We start from the raw sequence: 25,001 nt of genomic DNA, 5'->3' as shown, positions 1-25,001 counted from the left end.
CGTCAGATGTCGGCGCTGTCTCCCGGATCCAGGGCGAGGAACTGCCCACTGTGCTGCTCGGTCGCCCACTGCAGGCGGGCACGGCCCATGTCGCGCCCGGCGACGGAGAGGGTCATGTCGTGCGTGCCGAAGGCGCGGCGCGGCGCGACGGCGAGCACGAAGTCCATCGCCTCCCCGATCTTCAGCCACGGCGCTCCCACGGGCGCCGCGAGCAGCTGCACATCGGCTCCCTTCGGCACGGCATACGAGTCGCCCGGGTAGTAGAAGGCACCGTTGACGAGCACTCCGACGTTGTCGACGACGGGGATCGACTCGTGGATGACGGCGTGCCGGCCGCCGAAGAACTCGAGGCGGAACGGGTCGAGCTCGACGGTGTCGCCAGGAGCGACCACGGTGATGTCGTAGCCCGCTGCCGCGTGCGCGACCCCGGCCGGGGCGAAGATCGGCACGCCCCCCGTGGCCTTGAGGATGCGATCCAGCTGCTCGGCCGTCCAGTGATCGGTGTGCTCGTGCGTGACCACGATCCCGATGACGGTCCCCAGGTCGGTGAGGGGGGTGGTGAAAACCCCGGGATCGATGATGAGCTGCTTGCCTGACGCCTCGACGCGCAGCGTCGCGTGCTCGTATTTGGTCACTCGCATACCGGCGAGTCAACCGGTCCGCCGGCCCGACGGCAACCGCCCCCGGCATCGTGTGCGACGATTTGGCCGACCCGGAGAGGGCATGGCATAATCGAACGGTTGTCTGACGGCCCCATCGTATAGTGGCCTAGTACGCCGCCCTCTCACGGCGGTAACGCGGGTTCGAATCCCGCTGGGGTCACCAACACCGAAAAGTGCCTGTCCGTCTGGACGGGCACTCTTTCGTTGCCCACGCAAGAGGCCGGGGCGCAGGCGCACCCGGGGAAGGATGGCGACATGTCGAGCAACCCGTACGACTCTCGTCCCTGGCTCTCCTCCTACGCCGACGGCGTTCCCGCCGACATCCAGCCGCCCTCACAGACTCTGCCGGAGATGATGGCTGCCAGCATCGGCACCTTCCCCGGTCGCCCGGCGCTGGAGTTCTTCGGAGCGACGACCACGTACCGACAGCTCGGCGAGCTGATCGATCGTGCCGCGGAGGGGCTTCGACGCCTCGGCGTGCGGCGCGGCGACCGGGTCGCGCTCGTGTTGCCGAACTGCCCGCAGCACGTCATCGCCTTCTATGCCACGCTGCGGCTCGGCGCCATCGTGATCGAGCACAACCCGCTGTACACCGCTCGCGAATTGCGTCACCAGTTCGAAGATCACGGCTCGCGCTTCGCGATCGTATGGGACAAGGTCTACGACACCGTCGCGGGGTTCCCCTCCGATCTCGTTGTCGAGCGGATCGTCAGCGTCGACATGACCGAGGCGCTGCCCTTCGGCAAGCGCGCCGCCCTGCGTCTGCCGATTCCGAAGGCCCGCGAAGCGCGCGAGCGGATGACCAGCACCCCCAAGACGCGGCATCCCCACACCTGGCGGAGGCTCGTCGCCTCCCGGCGTCTCCCGCGGCGGGTGCCCGGACCGGCGCTCGACGACATCGCGCTGCTGCAGTACACCAGCGGGACGACGGGAACGCCGAAGGGAGCGATGCTCACGCACGCCAACCTCCGCGCGAACGCCATGCAGGGCCGAGCCTGGGTGCCCGGGCTCGTCGACGGGGAGGAGACGTTCTACGGGGTGCTGCCCCTCTTCCACGCCTACGGGATGACGCTGTGCCTCACCTTCGCGATGAGCATCGGCGCGAAGCTCGTGCTGTTCCCCACTTTCGACATCGAGCTCGTGACGGATGCGGCGAAGAAGAGCCCGCCGACGTTCCTTCCCGCCGTTCCCCCCATCTACGACCGGCTCGCACGCGCGGCGTCGCGCGGCACGATCGACCTCTCCAGCGTGCGGTTCGCGATCTCCGGAGCGATGAGCCTTCCGGTGGCGACCGTCCAGCGCTGGGAGGAGGCCACCGGTGGTCTCCTCGTGGAGGGCTACGGCATGACCGAGACTTCGCCGGTCGCCCTCGGTAACCCGATGGGGCCGACGCGCCGCCCCGGCACGGTCGGCGTGCCCTTCCCGAGCACGGAGATCCGGGTCGTGGACCCCGATGACCCGTCGGTGGACCGGCCTCTCGGGGAGACCGGCGAGCTGCTGCTGAGGGGCCCGCAGGTCTTCCAGGGCTACTGGCAGCGCCCGGGTGACACCGCCGCCACGTTGCTCGCCGACGGGTGGCTGCGTACCGGCGACATCGCCTCCGTGTCGCCGGACGGATTCGTCACGATCGTCGACCGGCTCAAGGAGCTGATCATCACCGGCGGATTCAACGTCTCCCCGACGGAGGTGGAGGACGCCCTCCGGACCCACCCCGACGTCGCGGAGGCGGCCGTCGTCGCCCTTCCCCGCTCGAGCGGAGGGGAGGAGGTGGCAGCTGCGGTGGTCTTGCGCGACGGCGCCCAGCTGGACGTCGAGGCGCTCCGCGACTACTCCCGCAAGCACCTCGCGGCCTACAAGGTGCCGCGGCGCATCGTCGCCGTCGACGACCTGCCGCGCTCGCTCATCGGCAAGGTGATGCGCCGAGAGGTACGCGAGCGTCTGCTCGCCGGCGACTGACCAGCGCGCGGCTATCGGCCGCAAGAGCCCCGCCGGTCGCGTACCGTGGAGGGGGAACGAGGAGGAGACGCCATGCGGATCGTGCAGTCATCCGATTGGCGGGATCAGATCCCGTTCGACGTGCCCACCCCCGCGGCCGATGCCGCGCCGGGCGAGGACACGCGGTGCTTCGCATGCGGCGCGGGGTCGGAGCCCCTGCCCCGCACCGAGTTGTGGGCGGTGAAGCATCGCCACCCGAACAACCACGCCGGTTACGTGCGCTTCTACTGCTCCGCACACACCCCTGCCGCGCCCGCCCCGCCTCCGGCGGCGGCGACGGCGCCCAGCCGCCCCGCCCGCCGCCCCGCCGGCCCCCGTGCCGCCCGCCCGGAGGCTGCCCCGCGCCGCCCCGCGCCGTCGGATACCGTGCGGGCGATGTGCCCGGAGTGCTACGTCGAGGTGTCGGCGACCGGCGAGTGCGGGATGTGCGGCCGCCAGGTCGCCTGATCCCGAGCCGGATTCACGCGTCCTCGACCCCCGCGCCGCGGGCGCGCGTGCGGCGGACGAGCCGGGCCACGCTCCACACGACGGCCCCGGCCGCGGCGAGCACAGCGAGCCAGGGCAGGAGGAAGCCGATGGCGATGACGAGCCCGTTGAGAGCTGCGACCAGCCCGTTCCATCCCGCCGCCACGCCGTCGGTGAACCCGGCGGGATCGGCCTGGACCGGGATCGACCGCGGCGCCACGTGGACGGTGAGGGTGGACATCTCGATTCGGCCGTCCAGTGATGCGAGCTGCTGGCGGTCGGATTCGAGGGCCGCCTGACGCTCCGAGAGCGCGCTCTCGGCCGCGAGGAGATCGGCCACATCCGCGGCCTGGGCCATGAGCTCGGTGAGCCGGGTGACGGATGCCTCGGCAGCCGCGACCCGAGCGCGCAGGTCGATGGCCTGGTCGGTGACGTCCTGGCGCGACACGGTCGACGAGGTCACATCCCCCACGTCCGACAGGCGTGCGATCGCCGCGTCCAGCTGATCGGCCGGAAGGCGGACGGTCACCGAGCCCCCGTCGCCGGGGATCGGCGCGGGGTACACCAGCACCTCGGAACCGTCCCCGACCTCGCCGACGGCGCGCCCGTCCGCGCCCACACTGAGGGACTCGACGTAACCGCCGCGCTCCTGGGCGTCCAGGGCGATCGCATCGGCCGCCGCCGCGACATCGTCGACGACGACGCTCGCCGAGCCGGTGGAGATCACGTCGCGCGGGCCCTCCGCGGCTGTGGTCTCGTCCGCGGCGCCGAGCTGCCCCTCCACCGCCGACTCGGGGATGAGTGCGATGCCGCCGTCTCGGGAACCGCTCATCGGTGCAACGGCCGAGTTCTCGCCGGCGGCGCCCGGGAGGGAGGACAGGACTGCGGGCGCGATCACCGCCGCGGCGACCACCACCGCCGCGGCGGCGCTGCCGATCGACCAACCGATTCGCCGGTGCCGGCGGTGCCGGCGCCGGTCGGCTTCGATGCCGGCGAACACGCGGCGCTCGATGACGCCGACGCGCTCGTCGCTGAGACGGGGGAGGACCGTCGGATCGACCTGGGTGGGGTTCATGCGTTCTCCGTCTCGGTCACGGCTGTCCGCACGCGCGTGCGGATGCGGGAGAGACGATTGCGTACGACACCGTGGCTCACGCCCAGGTGCTCCGCCGCTTCCTGATAGGCGTAGCCCTCTGCGGCGCACAGCCGGAAGATCTCCCGATCGAGGTCGCTCAGCCCTTCGACCTCGCGGAGTATCGCGTCGACGGTCAGGGCGTCCACGACTTCCTTCTCGATGTCGACCGGGGCCGGGATGCGGTCATCCAGGTCGGCGGTTCGGCTGCGATCGCGGCGTCGCGCACGCAGGCGATTTGCCGCCTGCAGGCGGCAAATGGTCGCGAGCCACGGCAGGAGGGAGGCCCCCTGCAGCTGGAAGCCGGGCAGCTTCTGCCACGCCAGGACGAACGTCTCCTGCGCGACGTCCTCCGCATCGGGGCCGTCGTTCAGGAGGCGGTGAGCGATCCAGTAGACCGGTCGCACGTACGCCCGATACAGCGCGCGGAAGGCGAACTCCGATCCGCTGGCGGCGTGCGCCACCAGCGCCGCGTCGTCGACCTGCTCGTGGGCCATGTCGTTCCGTCCTCGCCCGCGCACCGTCGCGGCCGGATCATTGTCTCTCACCCAGGAGGTGTCCACCGGGACCGGATCGTCTCGGCGTCTCTTCGGCGGCTGCTGCGCCGCGGTAGACTGGACGGCGCGAGAGGGAGTATCCCGACAGCACGCATTCGTCATCACGGGCTCCTTCTGCGGCGTCCCGGTGCGTGCCGCGACCCCGGTCGCGGGGAGAGACTTTCGGCTCCTATACCCTCATCCTTCGAAAGGCCCCCATGGACCTGGAACTGCCGCTGTGGTTCGAGATCGGCTCCCTCGTCGTGCTGACGCTGATTCTGGTCGCCGACCTGCTGCTGATCCTGAAGCGGCCCCACATCCCCTCGACGCGGGAGTCGACCCTGTGGGTCGTCTTCTACGTCACGCTCGCACTCATCTTCGCGGCGCTCATGTGGGTCTTCGCCGGCGGTGAGTACGCCGGGCAGTTCATCGCCGGGTGGCTCACCGAATACAGCCTGTCGATCGACAACCTGTTCGTCTTCGTGCTGATCATGTCCCAGTTCTCCGTGCCGCGTCGCTACCAGCAGGAAGTGCTGATGGTGGGCATCATCATCGCGCTCGTCCTGCGCGGTGCGTTCATCCTGGTCGGGGCGGCCGTCATCGAGAACTTCAGCCCGATCTTCTACGCCTTCGGCGCGTTCCTCGTCTACACCGCGATCCGGCAGGCCTTCCCCGGCGGTGAACATGAGGATGAGGCCAAGCGGGAGAACTTCATCGTGCGTCTGCTGCGCCGCACCATCGATATCAGCGACGAGTACGACGGGTCGAAGATCCGCACGGTGGTGGGCGGAAAGAAGATGTGGACGCCCATGGTCATCGTCTTCGTGGCGATCGGGGTCACGGACCTGCTCTTCGCGATCGATTCGATTCCCGCGATCTTCGGTATCACCCAGAGCGCCTTCATCGTCTTCACGGCGAACATCTTCGCCCTGATGGGTCTGCGCCAGCTCTACTTCCTCCTCGGCGACCTTCTGGATCGTCTTCGCTACCTGCACTACGGCATCGCGTTCATCCTCGCCTTCATCGGCGTGAAGCTCATCTTGCACGCGATGCATGTCAACGAGCTGCCCTTCGTCAACGGCGGGGAGCACATCGAGTGGGCACCGGAGATCTCCACCGGCGCGTCGCTCGTCGTGATCGTCGCCGCGATGGCCGTTGCCACCATCGCGAGCCTTCTCGCCTCGGCGCGCGACCGTCGGGCGGCCACGGCCGTCGCGGCTGCCGCGCAGGTCGCCGCGGAGAAGGGCACCCCGCCGACCGCCGAGGAGCCCTCGCCGGGGGAGAAGCGCGGGCACTGACCCGCCCGGAGCGAGGACCCCGGTTGTCGGACGATCGGGCCGGGCGCGGTGGTATCGTGGGGCCGTGCGGATCGCTCGCCTTCTCCTTAGCGGCCGCGGCGGGACCTCGTAACAGGCCTCTCTCGTCGCGGAGTTCGTCGCTGGCTTGATCTCACCCGAGGAGAACGGCAGAACCCATGGGCACTCCCCACCCCGTCATCACGTCCATCCCCGATCGTCCCCGCACCCTCGCGGAGAAGGTCTGGGACGACCATCTCGTCGTCAAGGGCGAGAACGGTGAACCCGACCTGATCTACATCGACCTGCACCTCGTGCACGAGGTGACCAGCCCCCAGGCCTTCGACGGTCTGCGCGCCGAGGGACGCCCGGTGCGGCGGCTGGACCTCACCATCGCGACGGAGGACCACAACACTCCGACCCTCGACATCGGGAAGCCGATCGCCGACCTCACCAGCCGCACCCAGATCCAGACGCTGCGCAACAACGCGGCGGAGTTCGGCATGCGGCTGCACTCCCTCGGCGACAAGGAGCAGGGGATCGTGCACGTGGTCGGGCCGCAGCTGGGCCTGACGATGCCGGGCATCACCGTCGTGTGCGGCGACAGCCACACCTCCACTCACGGCGCGTTCGGCGCGATGGCCTTCGGGATCGGGACGAGCGAGGTCGAGCACGTGCTGGCCACGCAGACCCTGCCCCTCAAGCCCTTCAAGACGATGGCGATCACCGTCGAGGGCGAACTGAAGCCCGGGGTCACCGCGAAGGACATCATCCTCGCCGTGATCGCCAAGATCGGCACCAACGGCGGCCAGGGCTACGTTCTGGAATACCGCGGCTCCGCCATCCGCGCCCTCTCGATGGAGGGACGGATGACGATCTGCAACATGTCGATCGAAGCGGGCGCGCGCGCCGGCATGGTCGCACCGGATGAGACGACCTTCGCCTACCTCAAGGGCCGCCCGCACGCGCCAGAAGGTCAGGACTGGGAGGAGGCGGTCGCCTACTGGCGCACGCTCCCCAGCGACGACGGGGCCGTCTACGACGCCGAGGTCTTCCTCGACGCCGACGAGCTCGAGCCGTTCGTGACGTGGGGTACCAACCCCGGCCAGGGCGTCTCGCTCAGCGATGTGGTGCCCGACCCCGAGGCTCTCGCCGACGAAGGCGACAAGGCGGCCGCGCGCCGCGCGCTGGAGTACATGGACCTCACTCCCGGCACGCCTCTCAAGGACGTGCGCGTGGATGCGGTCTTCATGGGTTCGTGCACGAACAGCCGCATCGAAGACCTCCGCGCCTTCGCCTCCATCATCCGCGGGCGCACCAAGGCGGAGGGCGTCCGCGTGATGGTCGTCCCCGGTTCGGCGCGGGTGCGCCTCGAGGCGGAGGCTGAGGGCCTGGACAAGATCATCGAAGAATTCGGCGCCGAGTGGCGTTTCGCCGGGTGCTCGATGTGCCTGGGCATGAACCCCGACCAGCTCGCGCCGGGGGAGAGGTGCGCCTCGACGTCGAACCGCAACTTCGAGGGGCGTCAGGGCAAGGGCGGCCGCACGCACCTGGTCTCGCCGCTCGTGGCGGCCGCCACGGCGATCCGCGGGACGCTGTCGAGTCCGAGCGACCTGTCCCCCCTGCACGAGGCCGCGTCCATCCGAGCGGAGGCCTGACATGGACAAGTTCGTCACGCACACCGGTGTCGTCGCCCCTCTCAAGCGCTCGGGCGTCGACACCGACCAGATCATTCCGGCCGTCTACCTCAAGCGCGTCACCAAGACCGGTTTCGAAGACGCACTGTTCGCCAGCTGGCGGCAGGATCCCGACTTCGTCCTGAACCAGCCGGCGTTCTCGTCCGCATCGATCCTCGTCCCCGGCCCGAACTTCGGCACGGGATCCAGCCGGGAGCATGCGGTGTGGGCGCTTCGCGACTACGGCTTCCGCGTCGTGCTCAGCCCCCGGTTCGCCGACATCTTCCGCGGCAACTCCGGCAAGCAAGGCCTGGTCGCGGGCGTCATCTCCGACGACGACCTCGCGCGGATCTGGGCGGCCGTGGACGCGCAGCCGGGCGTTTCCATGACGGTCGACCTCGAGGCGCGCGAGGCGCGCCTGGGCGACATCCGAGTCCCCTTCGACATCGACGATTACACTAGGTGGCGGCTTCTCGAGGGGCTCGACGACATCGGGCTCACGCTGCGTAACGAAGACAAGATCGCGCAGTTCGAGGCTCGCCGCGAGGCATGGCGACCGCGGACGCTGCCCGTTCGCTAAGCCCCGCCGGCCGCACCCGGGCCGGCGTGAAACTCCCTCGTCAACACCAAGTGAGGTCCACCGCATGAGAACACTCGTCCCCGACACCGGCGCCGCATACTCCGGCCCGGCAGGCGAATCCGGCGAAGTCCTCTCCATCCGTGGTGGACGACCGCTCACCGGTCGGGTCGAGGTCAAGGGCGCCAAGAACCTCGTCACGAAGGCGATGGTGGCCGCCCTCCTGGGAGAGACCCCGAGCATCCTCCGCGACGTGCCCGACATCAGCGACGTCCAGATCGTCCGCTCGCTGCTCGAGGTCCACGGCGTGCGCGTGGAGGACGGTGCGCAGGACGGCGAGATCCGGCTGGACCCGAGCGGCGCCGCCACCGCGCACTTCGAGGAGATCGACGCCTACGCCGGTTCCAGCCGCATCCCGATCCTCTTCTGCGGTCCCCTGCTGCATCTTCTCGGCGAGGCGCTCATCCCCGATCTGGGCGGCTGCCGCATCGGCGACCGGCCGATCAACTTCCACATGGACGCGCTGCGCGCCTTCGGCGCCGTCGTGGACAAGAGCTACGAGGGCATCCGCATCACCGCGCCCAACGGGCTGCACGGCGCCCCGATCGAGCTGCCCTACCCGAGCGTCGGTGCCACCGAGCAGGTTCTGCTCACGGCCGTCCGGGCCAAGGGGATCACCGAGCTTCGCGGCGCCGCCATCGAGCCGGAGATCATGGACCTGATCGCGGTGCTGCAGAAGATGGGCGCGATCATCTCGTACGAGCCCAACCGCGTCATCCTGATCGAGGGCGTCGAGTCGCTGCGCGGGTACGACCACCGCGCGATCTTCGACCGCAACGAGGCGGCATCGTGGGCGTGCGCGGCTCTGGCCACCGACGGCGACATCTTCGTCGGCGGCGCCAAGCAGCAGGAGATGCTCACGTTCCTCAACGTCTTCCGCAAGGCCGGCGGATGGTTCGACGTGCGCGAGGACGGCATCCAGTTCCGCCGTGGGGGCGCGCTCAAGCCCGTCGTGGTGGAGACCGACGTCCACCCCGGCTTCATGACCGACTGGCAGCAGCCGCTCATCGTGGCGCTGACCCAGGCCCAGGGCACGTCGGTCGTGCACGAGACGGTGTACGAGAACCGCCTGGGCTTCACCGAGGCCCTCGTGCAGATGGGCGCCGACATCGTCGTGCACCCGCAGGGCATCGACAGCCCCGACCGTCGCGTGCCGCGGCGCTCGCTCGAACAGGCCGCGGTCATCAACGGCCCGACTCCGCTCCACGGCGCGGATGTCGTGGTTCCGGACCTCCGCGGCGGGTACAGCTACGTCATCGCGGCGCTGGCGGCCGAGGGCGAATCGGTGGTGCGCAACATCGGCATCATCCGCCGCGGCTACGAGAAGTTCCTCGCGAAGCTGGACGCGCTGGGCGCCGACTTCGACGTCATCGGATAGTCGTGGCACTCACCCGTCGCGCGTCGAGCGAGAAGACCCGGCCGAGCGCCTACTGGCTGCTGGGCGGCTTGATCGTTCCGGCTATCGGCGTCCTGGCCAAGATCGAGATCTCGGGGGAGGAGAACCTCCCGCAGGAGGGGGCATACGTCATCGCCCCCAACCACTACTCGGAGCTGGACCCCCTGATCGTCGCCGTCGCGGTGTGGCGGATGGGTCGCGCGCCGAGCTTCATGGCGAAGGAGAGTCTGTTCCGCGTCCCGGTGCTGGGTGCAGCGATGCGTGCGGCCAAGATGGTGCCCGTGGCGCGCACGTCCTCGGGGGCGTCGGCTCGCGAGACGATCCGCAACGCCGAGACTCTCGTGAAGACCGGGCGGGGTGTCGTCGTCTACCCCGAAGGCACGCTCACGCGCGATCCCGACATGTGGCCGATGCGGGGGAAGACCGGCGCTGTGCGTCTGGCGCTCGCGGGGGACCTTCCGGTGATCCCCATCGCGCACTGGGGCGTGCAGGAGATCATGCCCCGATACGGCAGGCTCCGTCTCTGGCCGCCCCGTCGCCGGGTGCGTCTGGTGGTGGGCGAACCGGTCGATCTCTCGGAGTTCCGCGCCCGCGGGGCCCAGCCGGCGGTGCTCGCCCAGGCCACCGCGGTGGTCATGGACCGGATCACCGAACTGCTCGAGACGCTCCGCGGCATCCCGGCTCCGGCCGATCGCTGGGACCCCGCCGTGCACGGGCAGACCGAGACGGGGCGCCTTGAGCCGTAGGCAGGATGCGGCGATGCCGCGCGTCGCGGTTCTGGGCGCCGGAAGCTGGGGCACGACCTTCGGGAAGGTGCTCGCCGACGGTGGCGCCCACGTGACCATGTGGTCGCGCCGTCCCGAGCAGGCGGAGGAGATCCGCCAGGCGCACCGGAACACCCAATACCTCCCCGGCATCAATCTGCCGCGGTCCCTCACCGCCACGTCGCACCTCGCCGAGGCCCTCGATGGCGTCGATCAGGTGTACCTGTCGGTGCCGAGTCAGGCCCTGCGTGAGAACCTGGAAGCGGTCCGGCCGCTGGTGTCGAACTCCGACGCTCCGATCGTCTCCCTGATGAAGGGCGTGGAGAAGCGGACCGGGCAGCGGATGAGCCAGGTGATCGAGGAGGAGCTGCAGTGCGATCCCGACCGGATCGCCGTGGCCTCCGGACCCAACCTGGCCCTGGAGATCGCGCGCGAGCAGCCCACAGCGGCGGTCATCTCCTCGACGAGCCAGGCCACCGCCGAGGCCGTCGCCCTGCGGGCGCGCAATCGGTATTTCCGCACCTTCGTGAACACCGACGTCATCGGCACCGAGTTCGGCGGCGTCCTGAAGAACCTCATCGCGGTGGCGATCGGCATCGTCGACGGTGTCGGGTACGGCGAGAACACGAAGGCGTCGATCATCACGCGAGGGCTGGTCGAGATGACCGATTTCGCCGTGGCGCAGGGCGCGCACCCCGAGACGCTGCAGGGTCTGGCCGGGCTGGGCGATCTCATCGCCACCTGCCAGTCGCCGCTCAGCCGCAACAACACCGCCGGGCGTCTGCTCGGCCAGGGCGTGAGCCTGCCGGATGTAGTCAAGCAGATGCAGCAGACGGCCGAGGGGCTCGCCTCCGTCGCGCCGATCCTGCAGCTGGCCCGTGCCGTGGGCGTGGAAATGCCGATCGTGGAGCAGGTCAAGATGGTGCTGGATGGCACCATGGACCCTCGCGACATCGCGCCCCACCTCACCACCGACGACGACAAGCCCACGGGCGAGAGGACGCAGAATGGACAAGCCGGCGGTCGTGGTGCTCTTTGGCGGTCGCTCCAGCGAGCACTCGATCAGCTCCGCGACGGCGGGCGGCGTCCTCCGGGCGATCGACCGTGACCGCTACCGGGTGATCCCGGTCGGGATCACCCGCGAGGGTGCGTTCGTCCTCGAAGACGACGACCCCGACAAGTTCGCGCTCGACGCGGCGCGGCTTCCCGAGGTCGTCGACAACGGCACCCGCATCCGCTGGCCGGAGTCCGCCGCGACGCGCGAGCTCACGCTGGTGGATGCTTCGGGGGAGCGGTCGCTCGGCGACGTGGACGTGGTCCTTCCCATCCTGCACGGGCGGTTCGGCGAGGACGGCACGGTCCAGGGGATGCTCGAGCTGCTGGGCGTGCCCTACGCCGGCGCGGGTGTGCTCATGTCGGCCCTCGGGATGGACAAGAACGTGGCGAAGACCGTGTTGCGTTCGGCCGGCGTGCCGGTTGTGCCGTGGGTGGCGGTCACACGCGCCGACCTCGCGCGCAACCGCGACCTCTGGGAGCGGCGGATCGCGTCGCTCGGCCTCCCCGTCTTCGTGAAACCGAACCGGGCCGGGTCGAGCGTGGGCGTCTCGAAGGTCACGTCGTGGGACGAGTTGCAGCCGGCGCTGGAGACCGCGTTCGCCGAGGATGGGCTGGTGCTGGTCGAACAGGCCGTGATCGGACGGGAACTGGAGTGCGGCGTCCTCCCCGCCCGTGATGGCGCGCCTCCCCGCGTGAGCGTGGCGGGGGAGATCGTCGTCACCGGGCGCGACTTCTACGACTTCGAGGCGAAATACCTCGACGCGCCGGGCATCGAGCTGGTGTGCCCGGCCGATCTCCACGACGGCGAACTCGCCGAGATGCAGCGCATCGCCGCGCGATCCTTCGAGGCCCTGGGGGGTGAGGGTCTCGCGCGGGTGGACTTCTTCTACACCGGTGCCGAGTTCTTCGTGAACGAGGTGAACACGATGCCGGGGTTCACGCCGATCTCCATGTTCCCGCGGTGCTGGATCGCGTCGGGGATGACGTATCCCGAGCTGGTGACCGAGCTGATCGAGGACGGCCTCTCGCGCGCCTGACCCCTCCGTCGACTCGCCAGCTTACGTCGCGTTTTCGCTCAGAACGCGACGGATCCTGGCGACTGGACGGTCAGGTGCGGGGTGTGCAGGCCGCGCCCGTCGTGGCGAGCTCCCGGTCGAGGATGGGGGACAGGGCGCGCAGGGTGTCGGCGCTACCCACGACGTTGAAGTCCAGGTAGACCTCCACGGCGGGTGTGCGGCCGAAGGTCGTGAACCGGTAGCGGTTCTCTTCCCCCTCGGATTCGTCGATGATCCAGTCCACGCCCTCCACCGTCTCGCACCGGAGCGTCGAGGGCCCCGGCTCCTCGACCCCGCACGTGAGGATGATCGCCGCGGGAGAGCCCCACGCCCCCGTCGCCTGCGCGTCGGTCCAGCGCCGGTCCTGTCCCGCGACGGTCTCGGGAAGCCGCACGGACACCGCGGCGCACGCCGGGTCGTCGGCGTGCTCGGCGGCCTGGAGCGATACCGTCGCGGCGCAGGACGACATCCCCAGGGCGAGGAGGGCGGGGACGACCGCGGCGGCGAGAAGGCGGCGCAGGCGGGTCACACCTCCAGGCTAACCCGCCCGGTAGCGTGGGCGGTGTGAACCGGACAGTGGGCGCGACCAGCGAGGGCGAGCTCCTCCGCCGCATCCTGTCGCGCCTCCCGGCCTCGACGGCGCTGGTCGGGCCCGGCGACGATGCGGCGGTGATCGCGGCACCGGATGGGCGTGTGGTGGCCACCACCGACACGCTCGTGCACGGCCCGGACTTCCGGCTGGCGTGGTCTGACCCCTACCGCCTGGGGTGGAAGGCCGCCGCGGTCAACCTCGCCGACGTCGCCGCGATGGGTGCCCGGCCGACCGCGCTCCTGGTGGCACTGGCACTGCCGGATGCCACCCCGCTCGACTTCGTCGACGGCCTCGCGGACGGGCTGGCGGCCGCGTGCGCGCACCTCGCGCCGGGATGCGCGATCGAGGGTGGCGACCTCACCGTCTCGGACACGCTCACCATCGCGGTGACGGCTCTGGGCTCCCTGGACGGACGGGAGCCCGTCCGTCGCTCGGGGGCGCGCCCGGGCGACGAGGTGCGCATCATCGGCGACCTCGGAGTCGCCGCGCGCGGCCTCGCGGTGCTGTTCGACCGGTTCGTGGACGGCGACGGCGCGCCGGTCTGCGTCACCCCCGCACGCCTCGACGCCCTCGATGCCGGCGACGCGGAGGCGGTGGCGCGGCAGCTGGCCCCGATACCGCCGATCGCCGAGGGCGTCGCGGCCGCATCGAGCGGGGTCACGGCGATGATGGACGTGTCCGACGGCCTGGCGCTGGATGCTGTGCGCCTGGCGGACGCGTCCGGGGTCACGCTCGACCTGGACAGCGCTGCGCTCGGCGGCGACCCCCGAGCAGCCCTCGACGGCGGCGAAGACCACGCCCTGCTCCTGACCATCCCGCCCGGTTCCGAGAGCGTCGGGCGGCGGATCGGCGTCGTGCGCCCCCGCGGCTCCGCGCCGCTCACGCTCGATGGTGCACCCTACGCCGCGGGCGGAGGGTGGGACCCCTACCGCGACTGGGACGCCGGACGCGGCTGAGCCCACCACATCACGGTGTCTCCGTATGAGCGGGAGCGCAGCGGTTCCAGACCCGCCGCGGCCCACGACGGCTCGGACGAGCGGCGGCCGCGCTCCACGATCACCACGGCGTCGGCGCCCAGGTGCGGGACGAGTGCCTCGAGTGCGTCGGTCAGCTCCGTCTCCGGCAGGTCGTACGGCGGATCGACGAAGACCAGGTCGTACGGCCCGCGGCTGGTCGCGCGCAGGAACGTCGACACCGCGGTGCGGTGCACGCGGACCACGGTGCGCACCGCGGCGGTCCGGGTGACCGAGTCGGCGTTGCGGCGGATGACGGATGCTGCGCCGGAGGAGTTCTCGACGAGGTCGACGCTGATCGCGCCACGGCTGGCCGCCTCCAGCCCCAGGGCACCCGAACCCGCGTACAGGTCGGCGACGCGTGCGCCCTCGAGCAGATCCGCCGCATCCAGCGCACTGAACAGCGACTCGCGCACCCGGTCGCTGGTGGGTCGCGTGCCGGCGGGCGGTACCGCGATTCCCATGCCGCCTGCGGCGCCGGCGATGATGCGTGTCATCGTCTCACCCTACAAAGCCCCGGCGCCGGTCGTGTCGCCGCGGGTGCCTAGACTCGGAGCATGCCCGGCCTCTCGCTCGCCTCGCGTCTGGACGGCGCCGTAGGCGGCAAGACCGCCGCCGCCTTCGAGCGGGCGTTCGGCATGACGACGGTGGGGGATCTGCTCACGCACTATCCCCGGCGCTACGCCACCCGGGGCGAACTGACTCCCATCGACTCCCTGCCGATCGGCGAACCGGTCACGATCGTGGCCGAGGTGGTCAGCGCCGGTGAGCGGCGCATGCAGAACCGCAAGGGTTCGATCCTCGAGGTCGTCATCAGCGACGGCGATGGCCGCCTGACGCTCACGTTCTTCAACCAGGCATGGCGCCTGAAGGACCTGCATCCCGGCCGTCGTGGCATCTTCTCCGGCAAGGTCGGCGAATACCGCGGCGCCACCCAGCTGTCGCATCCCGACTACGAACTCTTCGAAGACGTCGAGACGGCGCGGATGTCGGCCGAGGCGTACGCCCACGTGCCGATTCCCATCTATCCGGCGACCAGCACGGTTCCCAGCACCCTCGTGCAGAAGACCATCGCGCTCGTCCTGGATTCTCTCCAGCACGTCGACGACCCGCTCCCCGACGACCTGCGCACCCGGTACGGGCTGCTCGATGCGCGCACCGCGCTCGAGCACATCCACCGGCCGGATTCCGAGGACCAGGTGGGGCCGGCCGTGGCCACCCTGCGCATGCACGAGGCGTTCGTGCTGCAGGCGGCCCTGCTCCAGCAGCGCCAGTTCGTCCGGGCCCTCTCGGCCACCCAGCGCGCGGCGATCCCGGGTGGGCTTCTCGAGCGGTTCGACGCGGCGTTGCCGTTCGATCGAACGCCCGACCAGGTCACGGTGGGCGACCAGATCGCCGCAGACCTCGCGGGCGACTGGCCCATGAACCGGCTCGTGCAGGGCGAGGTCGGATCGGGAAAGACCCTCGTGGCGCTGCGCGCCATGCTGCAGGTCGCCGAATCCGGCGGGCAGTCCGCGCTCATCGCTCCGACCGAGGTTCTCGCCGGCCAGCACGTGCGCTCGATCGCGCGGATGCTGGGACCGCAGCTGGCGCCCGAGCTGATGCCGACGCTGCTGACCGGACAGCTCTCCGCCGCGGAGCGGAGGAAGGCCGCGCTCCGCGTGGCCTCGGGTCAGGCGCGCATCGTCGTGGGCACGCACGCGCTGCTGAGTTCGACCACGACGTTCGCCGACCTCGGCCTGGTCGTCGTGGACGAGCAGCACCGCTTCGGCGTCGAGCAGCGCGAAGCCCTGCGCGCGAAGGGGACGGCCCCGCACACCCTCGTGCTCACCGCGACCCCCATCCCGCGCACCGTGGCGATGACCGTCTTCGGAGACCTGGACGTCTCGACCATCCGCACGATGCCGGCCGGGCGCGCGGGGATCCAGACCTTCGTGGCACCCGTCGCGGAGAAACCGGGGTGGTTCGCCCGGGTGTGGGACCGCGTGGCCGAGGAGGTCGGTCAGGGGCGGCAGGCGTTCGTCGTCTGCGCCGCCATCGACGCCGATCAGGGGGTCGAAGACGACACGGCGGAGGAGATCGTGGCCGATGCGGGGGAGGCCCCCCGCACGCGATGGGGGGTCGTTCAGGTCGCCGACGTCCTGTCGCGGCATCCCGCCTTCACCGGCATCCGGATGGCGACCCTCCACGGCAGGATGCCCGCGGATGCGAAGGACGCCGTCATGCAGGCCTACGCGCGCGGCGACATCGACGTGCTCGTGGCAACGACCGTCGTGGAGGTGGGTGTGGACGTGCCCAACGCGTCCACCATGGTCATCCTCGAGGCCGACCGGTTCGGCGTCTCGCAGCTGCACCAGCTGCGAGGCCGCGTCGGTCGGGGCGGGGTGCCCGGTCTGTGCCTTCTGGTGACGGAGTCCTCGCCCGGCACGCCGGCGCGGGCGCGGGTGGAAGCGGTTGCGCGCACTGTGGACGGGTTCGAGCTCGCCGAAGTCGACCTGGAGCTCCGTGGCGAGGGAGATGTCCTGGGCGCCGCCCAGTCCGGCGCGCGGTCTTCGCTGCGCCTCCTCCGGGTCGTCGCCGACGCGGATCTGATCACGCAGGCCCGCGCCGCGGCCGATACGGTGATCGCCGAGGACCCGACCCTGGCACGCCACCCGGGGCTCGCTGCGGCCATCGATCGCCGGGTCGGCGCGGAGGAGCGCGCGGCACTGGCGAAGGGGTGAGCGGTCTCCCCGGTAGGCTGGGCCCATGAACAGCCGGATCGCGGTCGTCCCCGGGTCGTTCGACCCGCCGACGCTCGGTCACCTCGATGTGATCCGACGCGCTGCGGCGCTGTACGACGAGCTGCACGTCCTCGTGGTGCACAACCCCGGCAAGGAGGCGATGCTGCCGATCGCGCAGCGCCTTGCGCTGCTCGAGCAGTCCGTCGCCGAGAGCGGCATCGACGGCGCCCAGATCGTCGTGGCCTCCTGGACCATGGGACTGCTGGTGGACTACGCCACCGACGTCGGGGCGGGCGTGCTCGTCAAGGGCATCCGCTCTCAGGTGGACGTCGCGTACGAGACCCCGATGGCCATCGTCAATCGCCACCTCGCCCATGTCGAGACGGTCTTCCTCCTCCCCGACCCCGCTCACGCTCTCGTTTCCAGCTCTCTCGTGCGACAGGTCGCCGCTCTGGGCGGGGACGTGTCGCCGTTCGTCCCGCCGGCCGTCTCCCGGTTCCTCAACACCGGCGCCCGCGACTGAGCAACCCCGCCCGCCCGCAGCACGGGTACCATTGAGCACCGTGAGAAACCGACCTGGACCCTTCTCCGTGGCCGTCCGCGACATCGTTCGCCGCCCCGGAGAGATGCGCGAATTCGAGCTGGAGGTCCCCGCACCGGAGAAATGGGGCGAGGGACTCGTCTCCATCCCCGAGGGCGAGCCGATCGGCATCGAGCTGCGAGTGGAATCGGTGCACGAGGGCATGCTCGTGTCCGGAATCGCGGATGCGACGTACTCCGGCGTCTGCGGACGTTGCCTCATCGACATCACGCAGCCCGTCGAAGTCGAGTTCCAGGAGCTTTTCGCGTATCCTGGGGATGAAGCGGAGGACTTCGAGGTTCGCGACGACCGTGTGGATCTGGAAAATCTCGTCCGAGACGCGATGGTTCTCGCGCTTCCGTTCCAGCCGGTGTGTCAGCCGGATTGCCCCGGCCTCGACCCGGCCACGGGTGAGCGAATGGCCAGAAGCACCGAGGAACGCCCGCAGGAAACCGTCGATCCTCGATGGGCCGCCCTGCAGCAATTCACCCCAGAGCCCGGCGATGACGCACCGCGCCACGATGTCCAGAACACAGGAAAGAGTTAGCCATGGCAGGTAACCCCCCGAAGCGGAAGGTATCCCGCTCCAACACCCGCTCGCGCCGCGCGCAGTGGAAGGCCAAGGGGACGGCCCTGGTCAAGACGATCGAGAACGGCAAGGTCGTCTACAGCCGTCCCCACCAGGCGAAGGTCGTCACTGACTCGCAGGGCACCGAGCTGTTCCTGGAGTACAAGGGCCGCAAGGTCGCAGACGTTTGACGTCGACGGCATCCGCCGTGACCGACGTATCTGAGCGCCACGCGCTCACCGACGAGCTCGGGGTCGACATCGACCCCGAGCTTCTGTCGCTGGCGCTCACACACCGCTCCTTCGCGTATGAGAACGGCGGCATCGCGCACAACGAGCGCCTGGAGTTCCTCGGGGACTCGGTGCTCGGCCAGGCCGTGACGGTGCGCCTGTTCACCCAGCATCCAGAGTTGGACGAGGGCGAATTGGCCAAGCGGCGCGCGAGCGTCGTCTCGACGGTCGCTCTGGCGGAGATCGCGCGTGCTGTCGGGCTGGGAGCGCACCTGCTGCTGGGACGCGGCGAAGACCTCACGGGTGGGCGCGACAAGGATTCCATCCTCGCCGACACCATGGAAGCCGTGATCGGCGCGACCTACCTGTCGGCGGGGCCCGAGGCGGCCACCGCGCTGGTCCTGCGGCTCACGGAGCCGCTGCTGGCCGATCCGGATCGATATGGTGCGGCGATGGATCCGAAGACGAGCCTCCAGGAACTCGCTGCCCGTCGCGGGATGTCGGCGCCGGCGTACGTGGTGGATGCACGCGGGCCCGACCACGACCGCCGATTCACGGCCACCGTGCGGGTGGGCGACCTCGCGGGCGTGGGCGAGGGATCGAGCAAGAAGCAGGCGGAGATGGCGGCCGCGCTCACGGCGTGGCGCGAACTCAGCGACGGTGCCTGAGCTTCCCGAAGTCGAGGTCGTCCGCTCCGGTCTCGAGCCGGCCGTCACCGGTGCCCGCATCGCCGGCGTCTCGGTGGTGGACGAGCGGGCGCTCACCCGCCACGACGCCCCGGGCGCCGCCTTCGAGGCCGCGCTCACCGGTCGGACGATCGAGGGCGCGGCGCGACGGGGCAAGTTCCTGTGGCTTCCGCTGACCGGGGGTTCTGACGCGCTGATCGCGCACCTGGGGATGAGCGGGCAGCTGCTGCTCCGCTCGCCCGGCACCGCCGCCGAGCGCCACGAGCGCATCCGGATCGAGCTGGAACACCCGGTGCACGGAGAGGTCGCCGTGGTCTTCGCCGACCAGCGAACGTTCGGCTCGCTCGCCATCGATGCGCTGATTCCGACGTCCGACGGTGCCCCGGGCGGGCAAGGGACCGCGCGCAGCGAGGTGCCGACCCAGGTGGCGCACATCGCCCGGGATCCCCTCGACCCCGCGTTCGATGACGCAGGGTTCCGCGCGGCGCTGGGCCGGAAGAACTCCGGGGTCAAACGCGTGCTCCTGGACCAGACGACGGTCAGCGGCATCGGCAACATCTACGCGGATGAGGCGCTGTGGGCCTCGCGGCTGCATCCGGAGACGCCCGCGAGCACCCTGTCCACCCGGGCCGCCCGACGGCTCCTCGCGGAGGTGCGCACCGTCCTGGAGAAGGCGCTGGCCGAGGGGGGAACGAGCTTCGACGCGCAGTACGTCAACGTCAACGGCCAGGCCGGCTACTTCGCCCACTCCCTCAATGCGTACGGCCGCACCGGGGAACCGTGTCCCCGATGCGGCCGGCCGATCGTACGCGTATCGTTCATGAACCGCTCGAGCCACTACTGCCCGCACTGCCAGAGGCCGACCCACCCGGCGTAGCGCTCACGCGGGGAGAACCTTCTTCCATGCGCCCTCGTAGGCGATGGGCGCGAACCCGATGGCCTCGTTGATGCTCAGCATCGGCCGGTTCTCCTCGGCGTTGTACGTGATCACCCGTGGCGAGTGCGGCGCGATCTCGCGCCAGGCCAGGAGCGCCGCGCACTTGACGAGCATGCCCAGCCGGTGCCCGCGGTGCCCTGAGAGCACGAGCGTGTCGTCCTGCATGGTGGCCCGTGCGGGGTCGTTGCCGATGACGAGTTCGTTGAACGCGACGAGATCACCGGAGTCGACGTGCTGAGCGGCGGTCACCAGCATCCGCCGGCCGGCGTCGAGGTAGACCTTCTCATGTCGCTCCAGGCGCCCGGCATCCCACACCTCCTCGTCGAACTCCAGCGCGGCGGCGGGTGCATCGGTGATCATCCGCGACTTCATCCAGGCGTAGCCGTCGACGAACTCCGGCGGCGTGGGTAGCTCCCACTGCACGATGCGATAACCGGCCGCCGCCGTGGTGGCCTCCTCGAGCAGACGCTGCAGGTGTGCGTCCAGCGCGGGATAGGTGAGATCCAGTGCGCTGTTGCGCTCGACCTGTTCGAGTGTGTACCCGTTCGCCAGGTAGAACCGGGCGGCGCGGTCGCGGGGGATGCTGCCGAAGCCCGTCGGGGGCTGGAGGCGGGGGCCGTCGTCGGCGGGATGCTCCGCCCACGACTGCAGCACGGTGCGTCCGTGGTCTCGCGCCGCGCGTTCCACCAGCCGGTAGGCGGCGGTGCCGATTCCGCGGCCCCAGGCCGAACGGCGCAGCTCGATGAGCCAGGAGGCGACGCGCGAGCCCTCCTCGAGCGGGATGTCGACGCCCACGCGGCCGACGACCTCACCGTCCCAGACCGCGAGCCACACGACGCGCAGCTCCGTCGGATCGGGGGCGTAGGCGGGAAGCACCTCGCGCGGCTCGAGGCGGAAATCGTCGTGTCCGGCGATCTCGGCGTACACGATGTTGCGGACGCGGACCATCTCGACGAAGTCGCCGGCGTCAGGCGATTGCACGGAGGCGGGAATGGACAGGGGGCGCAGCTCGAGGCCGGCCGGGGTGGTGCTCATGGGAGGTCCTTCGAGGGAGGGAGGGGGAGGGGATCGGCTGTGCGGGGTGGCCGTTCCGCGGCATCCGTGTGCAAAATTCAGGAGACACGCCGGGCGGGAGTACCGGAGAGGCGCCGAAGTGGCGGATTCTCCTGAGTTTTTAACGGCCGGGGCGTCGGTCTGCGGCCGGAGCATACCGCGGGGAGGGCGGTGGGAAGGGTGGCGCGGTGCGGAGCGCGGGGCAGCTGCGACGCGCGGCTTCGGACGACCTGTGAGGCTAGCGGCAATCCCGTCGGTCGGTCAAGCGTCCGTCGAGCAACCGCTGCAGCCCGACGCGTCGGCGCCCGCCTTGGGCGCGTCATCGGCACGGCATCGCGGGTCGCGGGGGCGACTCCGGTACCGTGAGGCAGTGAGAATGCCTGTCCGGAAGGCGTATCCATGCACCTGAAGAGCCTGACGATGAAGGGCTTCAAGTCGTTCGCGCAGCCGACGACTTTCGCCTTCGAGCCCGGCGTGACGTGCATCGTCGGTCCGAACGGGTCGGGCAAGTCCAACGTCGTGGATGCCCTCGCCTGGGTGATGGGCGAGCAGGGGGCCAAGACCCTGCGCGGCGGGAAGATGGAAGACGTCATCTTCGCCGGGACATCCACGCGCGGACCCCTCGGTCGCGCCGAGGTGCATCTGACGATCGACAACAGCGACGGCGCCCTGCCGATCGAGTACTCCGAGGTGACGATCAGTCGCACGCTGTTCCGCACGGGTGCCAGCGAATACGCCATCAACGGCGAGACGTGCCGTCTCCTGGACGTGCAGGAACTCCTGAGCGACTCGGGCCTGGGCCGCGAGATGCACGTCATCGTCGGCCAGGGGCGGCTGGACAACGTGCTGCAGGCCTCGCCAGAAGAGCGCCGCGGCTTCATCGAGGAGGCGGCCGGAATCCTCAAGCACCGCCGGCGCAAGGAGAAGACCCTCCGAAAGCTCGACGCGATGGAGGCCAATCTCACGCGCCTGAGCGATCTGGCCGGAGAGCTGCGACGCCAGCTGAAGCCCCTCGGACGGCAGGCCGAGATCGCGCGGGAGGCCGCGACGATCGCCGCGATCGTGCGCGACGCCAAGGCGCGCCTGTTCGCCGACGAGCTCGTGACCCTTCGCGCCCAGCTCGCCGACCACGCCCGCGCAGAGCACGAGCGTCACACCGAGCGGGTGGTGCTGCAGGATCAGGCGGAGAACCTCCGCGCGCGCGTGGAGCGTCTGGAGAACGACCAGCGTTCGGAGGCGGTCGACCGCGCGCGGGGGGTCGCCTTCTCGCTCGAGCAGGTGCAGGAGCGATTGCGGGGGTTGTATTCTCTCGCCGGTCAGCGCTTGGCGCTGCTGTCCGCCGACGAGGACGATTCCTCCGGGTTCGTTCCCACCGTCTCGCGCGGCATGATCGACGACGCCCGCGAGGAGATCGACGCGATCTCCTCGGGACTGGGGGATGCGCAGGATGCGGCAGCCCTCGCCTCGCGCGGCGTGATCCGGGCGCGAGCGGAGCTGGATGCGCTCGATGTCGACATCGCCGCCCAGAGCGCTCTCGTCTCCGAGCACGACATGCGGATCACGTCGCTGCGCGGAACGGCCGAGGCCGCCGCATCCGCCCTCGCGGCCGTCCGCACCGCAGTCGAGCGCCAACAGCGCGCCCTCGATGCGGCACTCGTCCGCCGCGCCGAGGCGGAAGCCGAGCGCGAAGGACTGGACCCCGAACTGGCTCCCGAGGAGTCTGCGGCCGAGCACGCCGCGGCATACGAGCGCGCGCAGCGCGAGGCCAACGACGCCGAGAGCACCGTCTCGGGGCTCCGTGACCGACTGCACGCGGCCGAGCGGGAGGTGGAGGCACTGACAGCGCAGACGACCGCGCTCGGTCGGGCGCTCGATGTGCGAAACGCCGCCGCCGAGCTCGTGGCCGGCGGAGGTGCGGGGGTCCGCGGTCTCGTCAGTGACGCGGTGAAGGTGCAGCCCGGTTTCGAGGCCGCGATCGCCGCGGCGCTGGGGCCGCTCGCCGAAGGCCTGCTCGTCGACACCCGGGACAGCGCCTTCGCCACGGCGGGGCTCGCGCGTGACGGCGACCTCGGCGTCGTGGACATCGTCACCGCCGACGACGTCCCCTCGACGTCGATCCCGATTCCCCCGATCCCCGGCGTCGTGTCGGCCGCGGAGGTGGTGACCGCTCCGGCAGGTGTCCGCGGCATCCTGGCCCGCGTGCTCGTCGCCGACGACCTCGCCGAGGCGCGCGCGGCTCTGACCGCCCTGGGCTCGGCGACCACGGAGTTCACGCTCGTCACCCGCGCCGGCGAGGTGGTCACCGCCTTCACGCTGCGTGCCGGCTCCGGAGCGGGACGCTCACGTCTGGAACTCGCCGCCGAACGCGATGCCGCCGCCGAACGGCTGTCGGAGATGGTGGTCGTGGCCGACTCGCTCCGCGAGGCGCTCACCGATGCGGTCGCCGCGCACGATGCGGCGCGTCGGCGCGCACGGGAATCGCTCACCGCGCTGCGCGCGCAGGATGCCGCGCTGGCCGCGCATGCCGAGAAGGTGAACCGCGCGACGGTGCGGCACGAGGCGGCCGTCGCCGAGTGCGAGCGGCTGGCCGCCGGTCTCGCGCAGGCGCAGGCGTCCGTAACCGATGCCGAGGCTGCCGAACGGGCCGCCGCCGAGGCGCTCACCCGCGCGCGGGAGGCGCCGCGGCCGATGCTGGACGCCTCTGCCCGCGAGGGGATGCTCGCGGCGCTCGAGGAAGCGCGCGACGCGGAGATGCGCGCGCGACTGGAGGTGGAGACCCTCCGCGAGCGGGTGCGGGCGGGGGAGGCGCGGGTCGTTCAGCTCGAGCGGCAGCGCGAACGTGAACGCGCCGCGGCCGAGGAGGCGGCTCGCCGCGCCGTCGTGCGCCGCGCACAGCGCGACATCGCGGCGGAGGTCGCTGCGCAGCTGCCGGCCCTCCTCGATTCCGTCGACAGGTCGGTGACCCAGGCCCGGGTGGAACTGGCCACGGCCGAGTCGGCACGTACCGCCGTCACGGCGGAACTCGCCGCAGCCCGAGCACAGGATGCGGCGCTCCGCGAGCGGCTCGGAGCCCTGACCGAGAACGTTCACGGACTGGAGTTGCAGATCCACGAGAAGCGGCTGCACGTGACGAGTCTCCTTGAGCGCGTGCACTCGGAACTCGGCCTCGAAGAGGATATTCTCGTCGCAGAATATGGCCCGGATCAGCCCATCCCTGCGGACGGAGCGCCCGGCGACGACGAGGAACCGCCGACAGTGGCGTTCGACCGCGCAGCGCAACGGCGGCGGCTCGCCGACGCCGAGCGCAAGCTCGCACAGCTCGGCCGGGTGAACCCCCTCGCGCTGGAGGAGTTCGAGGCCCTCGAGCAGCGGCACGCGTTCCTCACCGAGCAGCTCGCCGATCTCGCGCAGACCCGCAAGGATCTGCTGACGATCATCGAAGAACTCGACGAGCGGATGCAGACGATCTTCCTGTCCGCGTTCGAGGACACCCGCCACGCGTTCACCGAGGTCTTCCCCATCCTCTTTCCCGGGGGTACCGGGAGCATCTCGCTGACCGACCCCGACTCTCCGCTGACGACGGGGATCGAGGTGTCCGTGCGGCCGGTGGGGAAGAAGATCGAGCGGCTGTCTCTGCTGTCCGGCGGGGAGCGATCTCTGGCGGCGGTGGCATTCCTGGTCGCGATCTTCAGCGCCCGCCCGAGCCCGTTCTACATCCTGGACGAGGTCGAGGCCGCGCTGGACGACGCCAACCTCGGGCGCCTCCTCGGCGTGTTCGAGCGCTTGCGCGAGAACAGCCAGCTGATCGTCATCACGCACCAGAAGCGCACGATGGAGATCGCCGACGCCCTCTACGGCGTGTCGATGCGTCAGGACGGTGTCTCGGCCGTGGTCGGCCAGCGGGTGGGCGATCGCGCGACGGCCTGAGCCCAGGCCCGTAGGCTGAAGAC

23 protein-coding genes and 1 tRNA gene are annotated in these 25,001 nt (G+C 70.6%); 18 read left to right on the top strand and 6 right to left on the bottom strand.

All coding sequences use genetic code 11. From position 1 onward, the window contains the following. Positions 1–2: 2 nt before the first annotated feature. Positions 3–641, bottom strand: a complete 639-nt coding sequence (locus AC2DFQ_RS04630) for an MBL fold metallo-hydrolase (RefSeq protein WP_484533080.1) — start codon at positions 639–641, stop codon at positions 3–5. A 108-nt stretch (positions 642–749) separates the two neighbouring features. Between AC2DFQ_RS04630 and AC2DFQ_RS04625 the strand changes: the two genes are divergently transcribed. The 3 genes from AC2DFQ_RS04625 (at position 750) to AC2DFQ_RS04615 (ending at position 3,104) form a co-directional block, all read left to right on the top strand. Next, positions 750–825: transfer RNA gene (locus tag AC2DFQ_RS04625), tRNA-Glu, on the top strand. A 92-nt stretch (positions 826–917) separates the two neighbouring features. Next, complete coding sequence (locus AC2DFQ_RS04620) at positions 918–2,618, top strand: long-chain-fatty-acid--CoA ligase (RefSeq protein ID WP_484533079.1); 1,701 nt, start codon at positions 918–920, stop codon at positions 2,616–2,618. A gap of 72 nt (positions 2,619–2,690) precedes the next feature. After that, positions 2,691–3,104: a glucose-6-phosphate dehydrogenase gene (locus AC2DFQ_RS04615; RefSeq protein WP_484533078.1), complete on the top strand. Its 414-nt coding sequence runs from the start codon at positions 2,691–2,693 to the stop codon at positions 3,102–3,104. Between the two features lie 13 nt (positions 3,105–3,117). On the opposite strand, the gene AC2DFQ_RS04610 is transcribed toward AC2DFQ_RS04615, so the two are convergent. Next, positions 3,118–4,197: a DUF4349 domain-containing protein gene (locus AC2DFQ_RS04610; protein WP_484533077.1), complete on the bottom strand. Its 1,080-nt coding sequence runs from the start codon at positions 4,195–4,197 to the stop codon at positions 3,118–3,120. After that, entirely contained in the window at positions 4,194–4,751 is a 558-nt protein-coding gene (locus AC2DFQ_RS04605) for an RNA polymerase sigma factor (RefSeq protein WP_484533076.1), read from the bottom strand. Before AC2DFQ_RS04605 ends, AC2DFQ_RS04610 begins: the two co-directional genes overlap by 4 nt. Positions 4,752–5,008: 257 nt before the next feature. Between AC2DFQ_RS04605 and AC2DFQ_RS04600 the strand changes: the two genes are divergently transcribed. The 7 genes from AC2DFQ_RS04600 (at position 5,009) to AC2DFQ_RS04570 (ending at position 12,651) form a co-directional block, all read left to right on the top strand. Then, entirely contained in the window at positions 5,009–6,088 is a 1,080-nt protein-coding gene (locus tag AC2DFQ_RS04600; protein WP_484533075.1) for a TerC family protein, read from the top strand. A gap of 176 nt (positions 6,089–6,264) precedes the next feature. Next, on the top strand, positions 6,265–7,743 hold the full coding sequence (gene leuC / locus AC2DFQ_RS04595) for a 3-isopropylmalate dehydratase large subunit (protein WP_484509013.1): 1,479 nt from the start codon (positions 6,265–6,267) through the stop codon (positions 7,741–7,743). Between the two features lies 1 nt (position 7,744). Next, positions 7,745–8,341, top strand: coding sequence for a 3-isopropylmalate dehydratase small subunit (leuD, locus tag AC2DFQ_RS04590; protein WP_484533074.1), 597 nt, complete (start codon positions 7,745–7,747; stop codon positions 8,339–8,341). A 64-nt stretch (positions 8,342–8,405) separates the two neighbouring features. After that, a complete protein-coding gene (gene murA, locus AC2DFQ_RS04585; RefSeq protein ID WP_484533073.1) occupies positions 8,406–9,776 on the top strand; it encodes a UDP-N-acetylglucosamine 1-carboxyvinyltransferase in 1,371 nt (456 codons plus the stop codon). Further along, positions 9,773–10,540 carry a lysophospholipid acyltransferase family protein gene (locus AC2DFQ_RS04580; protein ID WP_484509985.1) on the top strand — a complete coding sequence of 256 codons (768 nt, stop codon included), beginning with the start codon at positions 9,773–9,775 and terminating at the stop codon, positions 10,538–10,540. Before murA ends, AC2DFQ_RS04580 begins: the two co-directional genes overlap by 4 nt. Positions 10,541–10,553: 13 nt before the next feature. Continuing rightward, positions 10,554–11,666, top strand: coding sequence for an NAD(P)H-dependent glycerol-3-phosphate dehydrogenase (locus AC2DFQ_RS04575; protein WP_484509016.1), 1,113 nt, complete (start codon positions 10,554–10,556; stop codon positions 11,664–11,666). Continuing rightward, positions 11,566–12,651: a D-alanine--D-alanine ligase family protein gene (locus AC2DFQ_RS04570; protein ID WP_484533072.1), complete on the top strand. Its 1,086-nt coding sequence runs from the start codon at positions 11,566–11,568 to the stop codon at positions 12,649–12,651. Before AC2DFQ_RS04575 ends, AC2DFQ_RS04570 begins: the two co-directional genes overlap by 101 nt. Positions 12,652–12,721: 70 nt before the next feature. Here the strand turns inward: AC2DFQ_RS04570 and AC2DFQ_RS04565 are convergent, their stop codons facing one another. After that, entirely contained in the window at positions 12,722–13,198 is a 477-nt protein-coding gene (locus AC2DFQ_RS04565) for a DUF3515 family protein (protein WP_484509018.1), read from the bottom strand. Between the two features lie 35 nt (positions 13,199–13,233). Here AC2DFQ_RS04565 and thiL point away from each other — a divergent pair, with 35 nt between their 5' ends. Continuing rightward, the gene (thiL, locus tag AC2DFQ_RS04560; RefSeq protein ID WP_484533071.1) at positions 13,234–14,217 is read left to right on the top strand and encodes a thiamine-phosphate kinase; all 984 of its coding nucleotides are present in this window, start codon (positions 13,234–13,236) and stop codon (positions 14,215–14,217) included. Here thiL and AC2DFQ_RS04555 read toward each other — a convergent pair. Further along, entirely contained in the window at positions 14,187–14,771 is a 585-nt protein-coding gene (locus AC2DFQ_RS04555; RefSeq protein ID WP_484533070.1) for an RsmD family RNA methyltransferase, read from the bottom strand. The genes thiL and AC2DFQ_RS04555 overlap by 31 nt on opposite strands. Before the next feature lie 60 nt (positions 14,772–14,831). On the opposite strand from AC2DFQ_RS04555, the gene AC2DFQ_RS04550 reads away from it, so the two are divergent. The 6 genes from AC2DFQ_RS04550 (at position 14,832) to mutM (ending at position 19,938) form a co-directional block, all read left to right on the top strand. After that, complete coding sequence (locus AC2DFQ_RS04550; protein ID WP_484533069.1) at positions 14,832–16,997, top strand: ATP-dependent DNA helicase RecG; 2,166 nt, start codon at positions 14,832–14,834, stop codon at positions 16,995–16,997. Between the two features lie 25 nt (positions 16,998–17,022). Further along, positions 17,023–17,520: a pantetheine-phosphate adenylyltransferase gene (gene coaD / locus AC2DFQ_RS04545; protein ID WP_484509022.1), complete on the top strand. Its 498-nt coding sequence runs from the start codon at positions 17,023–17,025 to the stop codon at positions 17,518–17,520. A 103-nt stretch (positions 17,521–17,623) separates the two neighbouring features. Further along, positions 17,624–18,124, top strand: coding sequence for a YceD family protein (locus AC2DFQ_RS04540; protein ID WP_484533132.1), 501 nt, complete (start codon positions 17,624–17,626; stop codon positions 18,122–18,124). A gap of 2 nt (positions 18,125–18,126) precedes the next feature. Next, positions 18,127–18,336: a 50S ribosomal protein L32 gene (gene rpmF / locus AC2DFQ_RS04535; protein ID WP_484533068.1), complete on the top strand. Its 210-nt coding sequence runs from the start codon at positions 18,127–18,129 to the stop codon at positions 18,334–18,336. Between the two features lie 17 nt (positions 18,337–18,353). Beyond that, the gene (rnc, locus tag AC2DFQ_RS04530) at positions 18,354–19,043 is read left to right on the top strand and encodes a ribonuclease III (RefSeq protein ID WP_484509024.1); all 690 of its coding nucleotides are present in this window, start codon (positions 18,354–18,356) and stop codon (positions 19,041–19,043) included. Continuing rightward, positions 19,036–19,938: a bifunctional DNA-formamidopyrimidine glycosylase/DNA-(apurinic or apyrimidinic site) lyase gene (gene mutM / locus AC2DFQ_RS04525; protein ID WP_484533067.1), complete on the top strand. Its 903-nt coding sequence runs from the start codon at positions 19,036–19,038 to the stop codon at positions 19,936–19,938. The genes rnc and mutM overlap by 8 nt, the downstream gene beginning before the upstream one ends. A 3-nt stretch (positions 19,939–19,941) precedes the next feature. Here mutM and AC2DFQ_RS04520 read toward each other — a convergent pair whose 3' ends face one another. Further along, positions 19,942–21,033 carry a GNAT family N-acetyltransferase gene (locus AC2DFQ_RS04520; protein ID WP_484533066.1) on the bottom strand — a complete coding sequence of 364 codons (1,092 nt, stop codon included), beginning with the start codon at positions 21,031–21,033 and terminating at the stop codon, positions 19,942–19,944. Positions 21,034–21,450: 417 nt separating this feature from the next. Here AC2DFQ_RS04520 and smc point away from each other — a divergent pair, with 417 nt between their 5' ends. Continuing rightward, entirely contained in the window at positions 21,451–24,978 is a 3,528-nt protein-coding gene (gene smc / locus AC2DFQ_RS04515; protein ID WP_484533065.1) for a chromosome segregation protein SMC, read from the top strand. Positions 24,979–25,001: the final 23 nt, after the last annotated feature.

Source organism: Microbacterium sp. Z11_20 (assembly GCF_057197605.1).
This window is presented reverse-complemented; position numbering and strand designations above follow the sequence as displayed.

What these genes read in the sequence shown, in the direction of transcription:
- AC2DFQ_RS04630 (WP_484533080.1), bottom strand. Translation starts at nt 641, where the DNA reads ATGCGAGTGACCAAATACGAGCACGCGACGCTGCGCGTCGAGGCGTCA.
- AC2DFQ_RS04620 (WP_484533079.1), top strand. Translation starts at nt 918, where the DNA reads ATGTCGAGCAACCCGTACGACTCTCGTCCCTGGCTCTCCTCCTACGCC.
- AC2DFQ_RS04615 (WP_484533078.1), top strand. Translation starts at nt 2,691, where the DNA reads ATGCGGATCGTGCAGTCATCCGATTGGCGGGATCAGATCCCGTTCGAC.
- AC2DFQ_RS04610 (WP_484533077.1), bottom strand. Translation starts at nt 4,197, where the DNA reads ATGAACCCCACCCAGGTCGATCCGACGGTCCTCCCCCGTCTCAGCGAC.
- AC2DFQ_RS04605 (WP_484533076.1), bottom strand. Translation starts at nt 4,751, where the DNA reads ATGGCCCACGAGCAGGTCGACGACGCGGCGCTGGTGGCGCACGCCGCC.
- AC2DFQ_RS04600 (WP_484533075.1), top strand. Translation starts at nt 5,009, where the DNA reads ATGGACCTGGAACTGCCGCTGTGGTTCGAGATCGGCTCCCTCGTCGTG.
- leuC (WP_484509013.1), top strand. Translation starts at nt 6,265, where the DNA reads ATGGGCACTCCCCACCCCGTCATCACGTCCATCCCCGATCGTCCCCGC.
- leuD (WP_484533074.1), top strand. Translation starts at nt 7,745, where the DNA reads ATGGACAAGTTCGTCACGCACACCGGTGTCGTCGCCCCTCTCAAGCGC.
- murA (WP_484533073.1), top strand. Translation starts at nt 8,406, where the DNA reads ATGAGAACACTCGTCCCCGACACCGGCGCCGCATACTCCGGCCCGGCA.
- AC2DFQ_RS04575 (WP_484509016.1), top strand. Translation starts at nt 10,554, where the DNA reads ATGCCGCGCGTCGCGGTTCTGGGCGCCGGAAGCTGGGGCACGACCTTC.
- AC2DFQ_RS04570 (WP_484533072.1), top strand. Translation starts at nt 11,566, where the DNA reads ATGGACAAGCCGGCGGTCGTGGTGCTCTTTGGCGGTCGCTCCAGCGAG.
- AC2DFQ_RS04555 (WP_484533070.1), bottom strand. Translation starts at nt 14,771, where the DNA reads ATGACACGCATCATCGCCGGCGCCGCAGGCGGCATGGGAATCGCGGTA.
- AC2DFQ_RS04550 (WP_484533069.1), top strand. Translation starts at nt 14,832, where the DNA reads ATGCCCGGCCTCTCGCTCGCCTCGCGTCTGGACGGCGCCGTAGGCGGC.
- coaD (WP_484509022.1), top strand. Translation starts at nt 17,023, where the DNA reads ATGAACAGCCGGATCGCGGTCGTCCCCGGGTCGTTCGACCCGCCGACG.
- AC2DFQ_RS04540 (WP_484533132.1), top strand. Translation starts at nt 17,624, where the DNA reads ATGCGCGAATTCGAGCTGGAGGTCCCCGCACCGGAGAAATGGGGCGAG.
- rpmF (WP_484533068.1), top strand. Translation starts at nt 18,127, where the DNA reads ATGGCAGGTAACCCCCCGAAGCGGAAGGTATCCCGCTCCAACACCCGC.
- AC2DFQ_RS04520 (WP_484533066.1), bottom strand. Translation starts at nt 21,033, where the DNA reads ATGAGCACCACCCCGGCCGGCCTCGAGCTGCGCCCCCTGTCCATTCCC.
- smc (WP_484533065.1), top strand. Translation starts at nt 21,451, where the DNA reads ATGCACCTGAAGAGCCTGACGATGAAGGGCTTCAAGTCGTTCGCGCAG.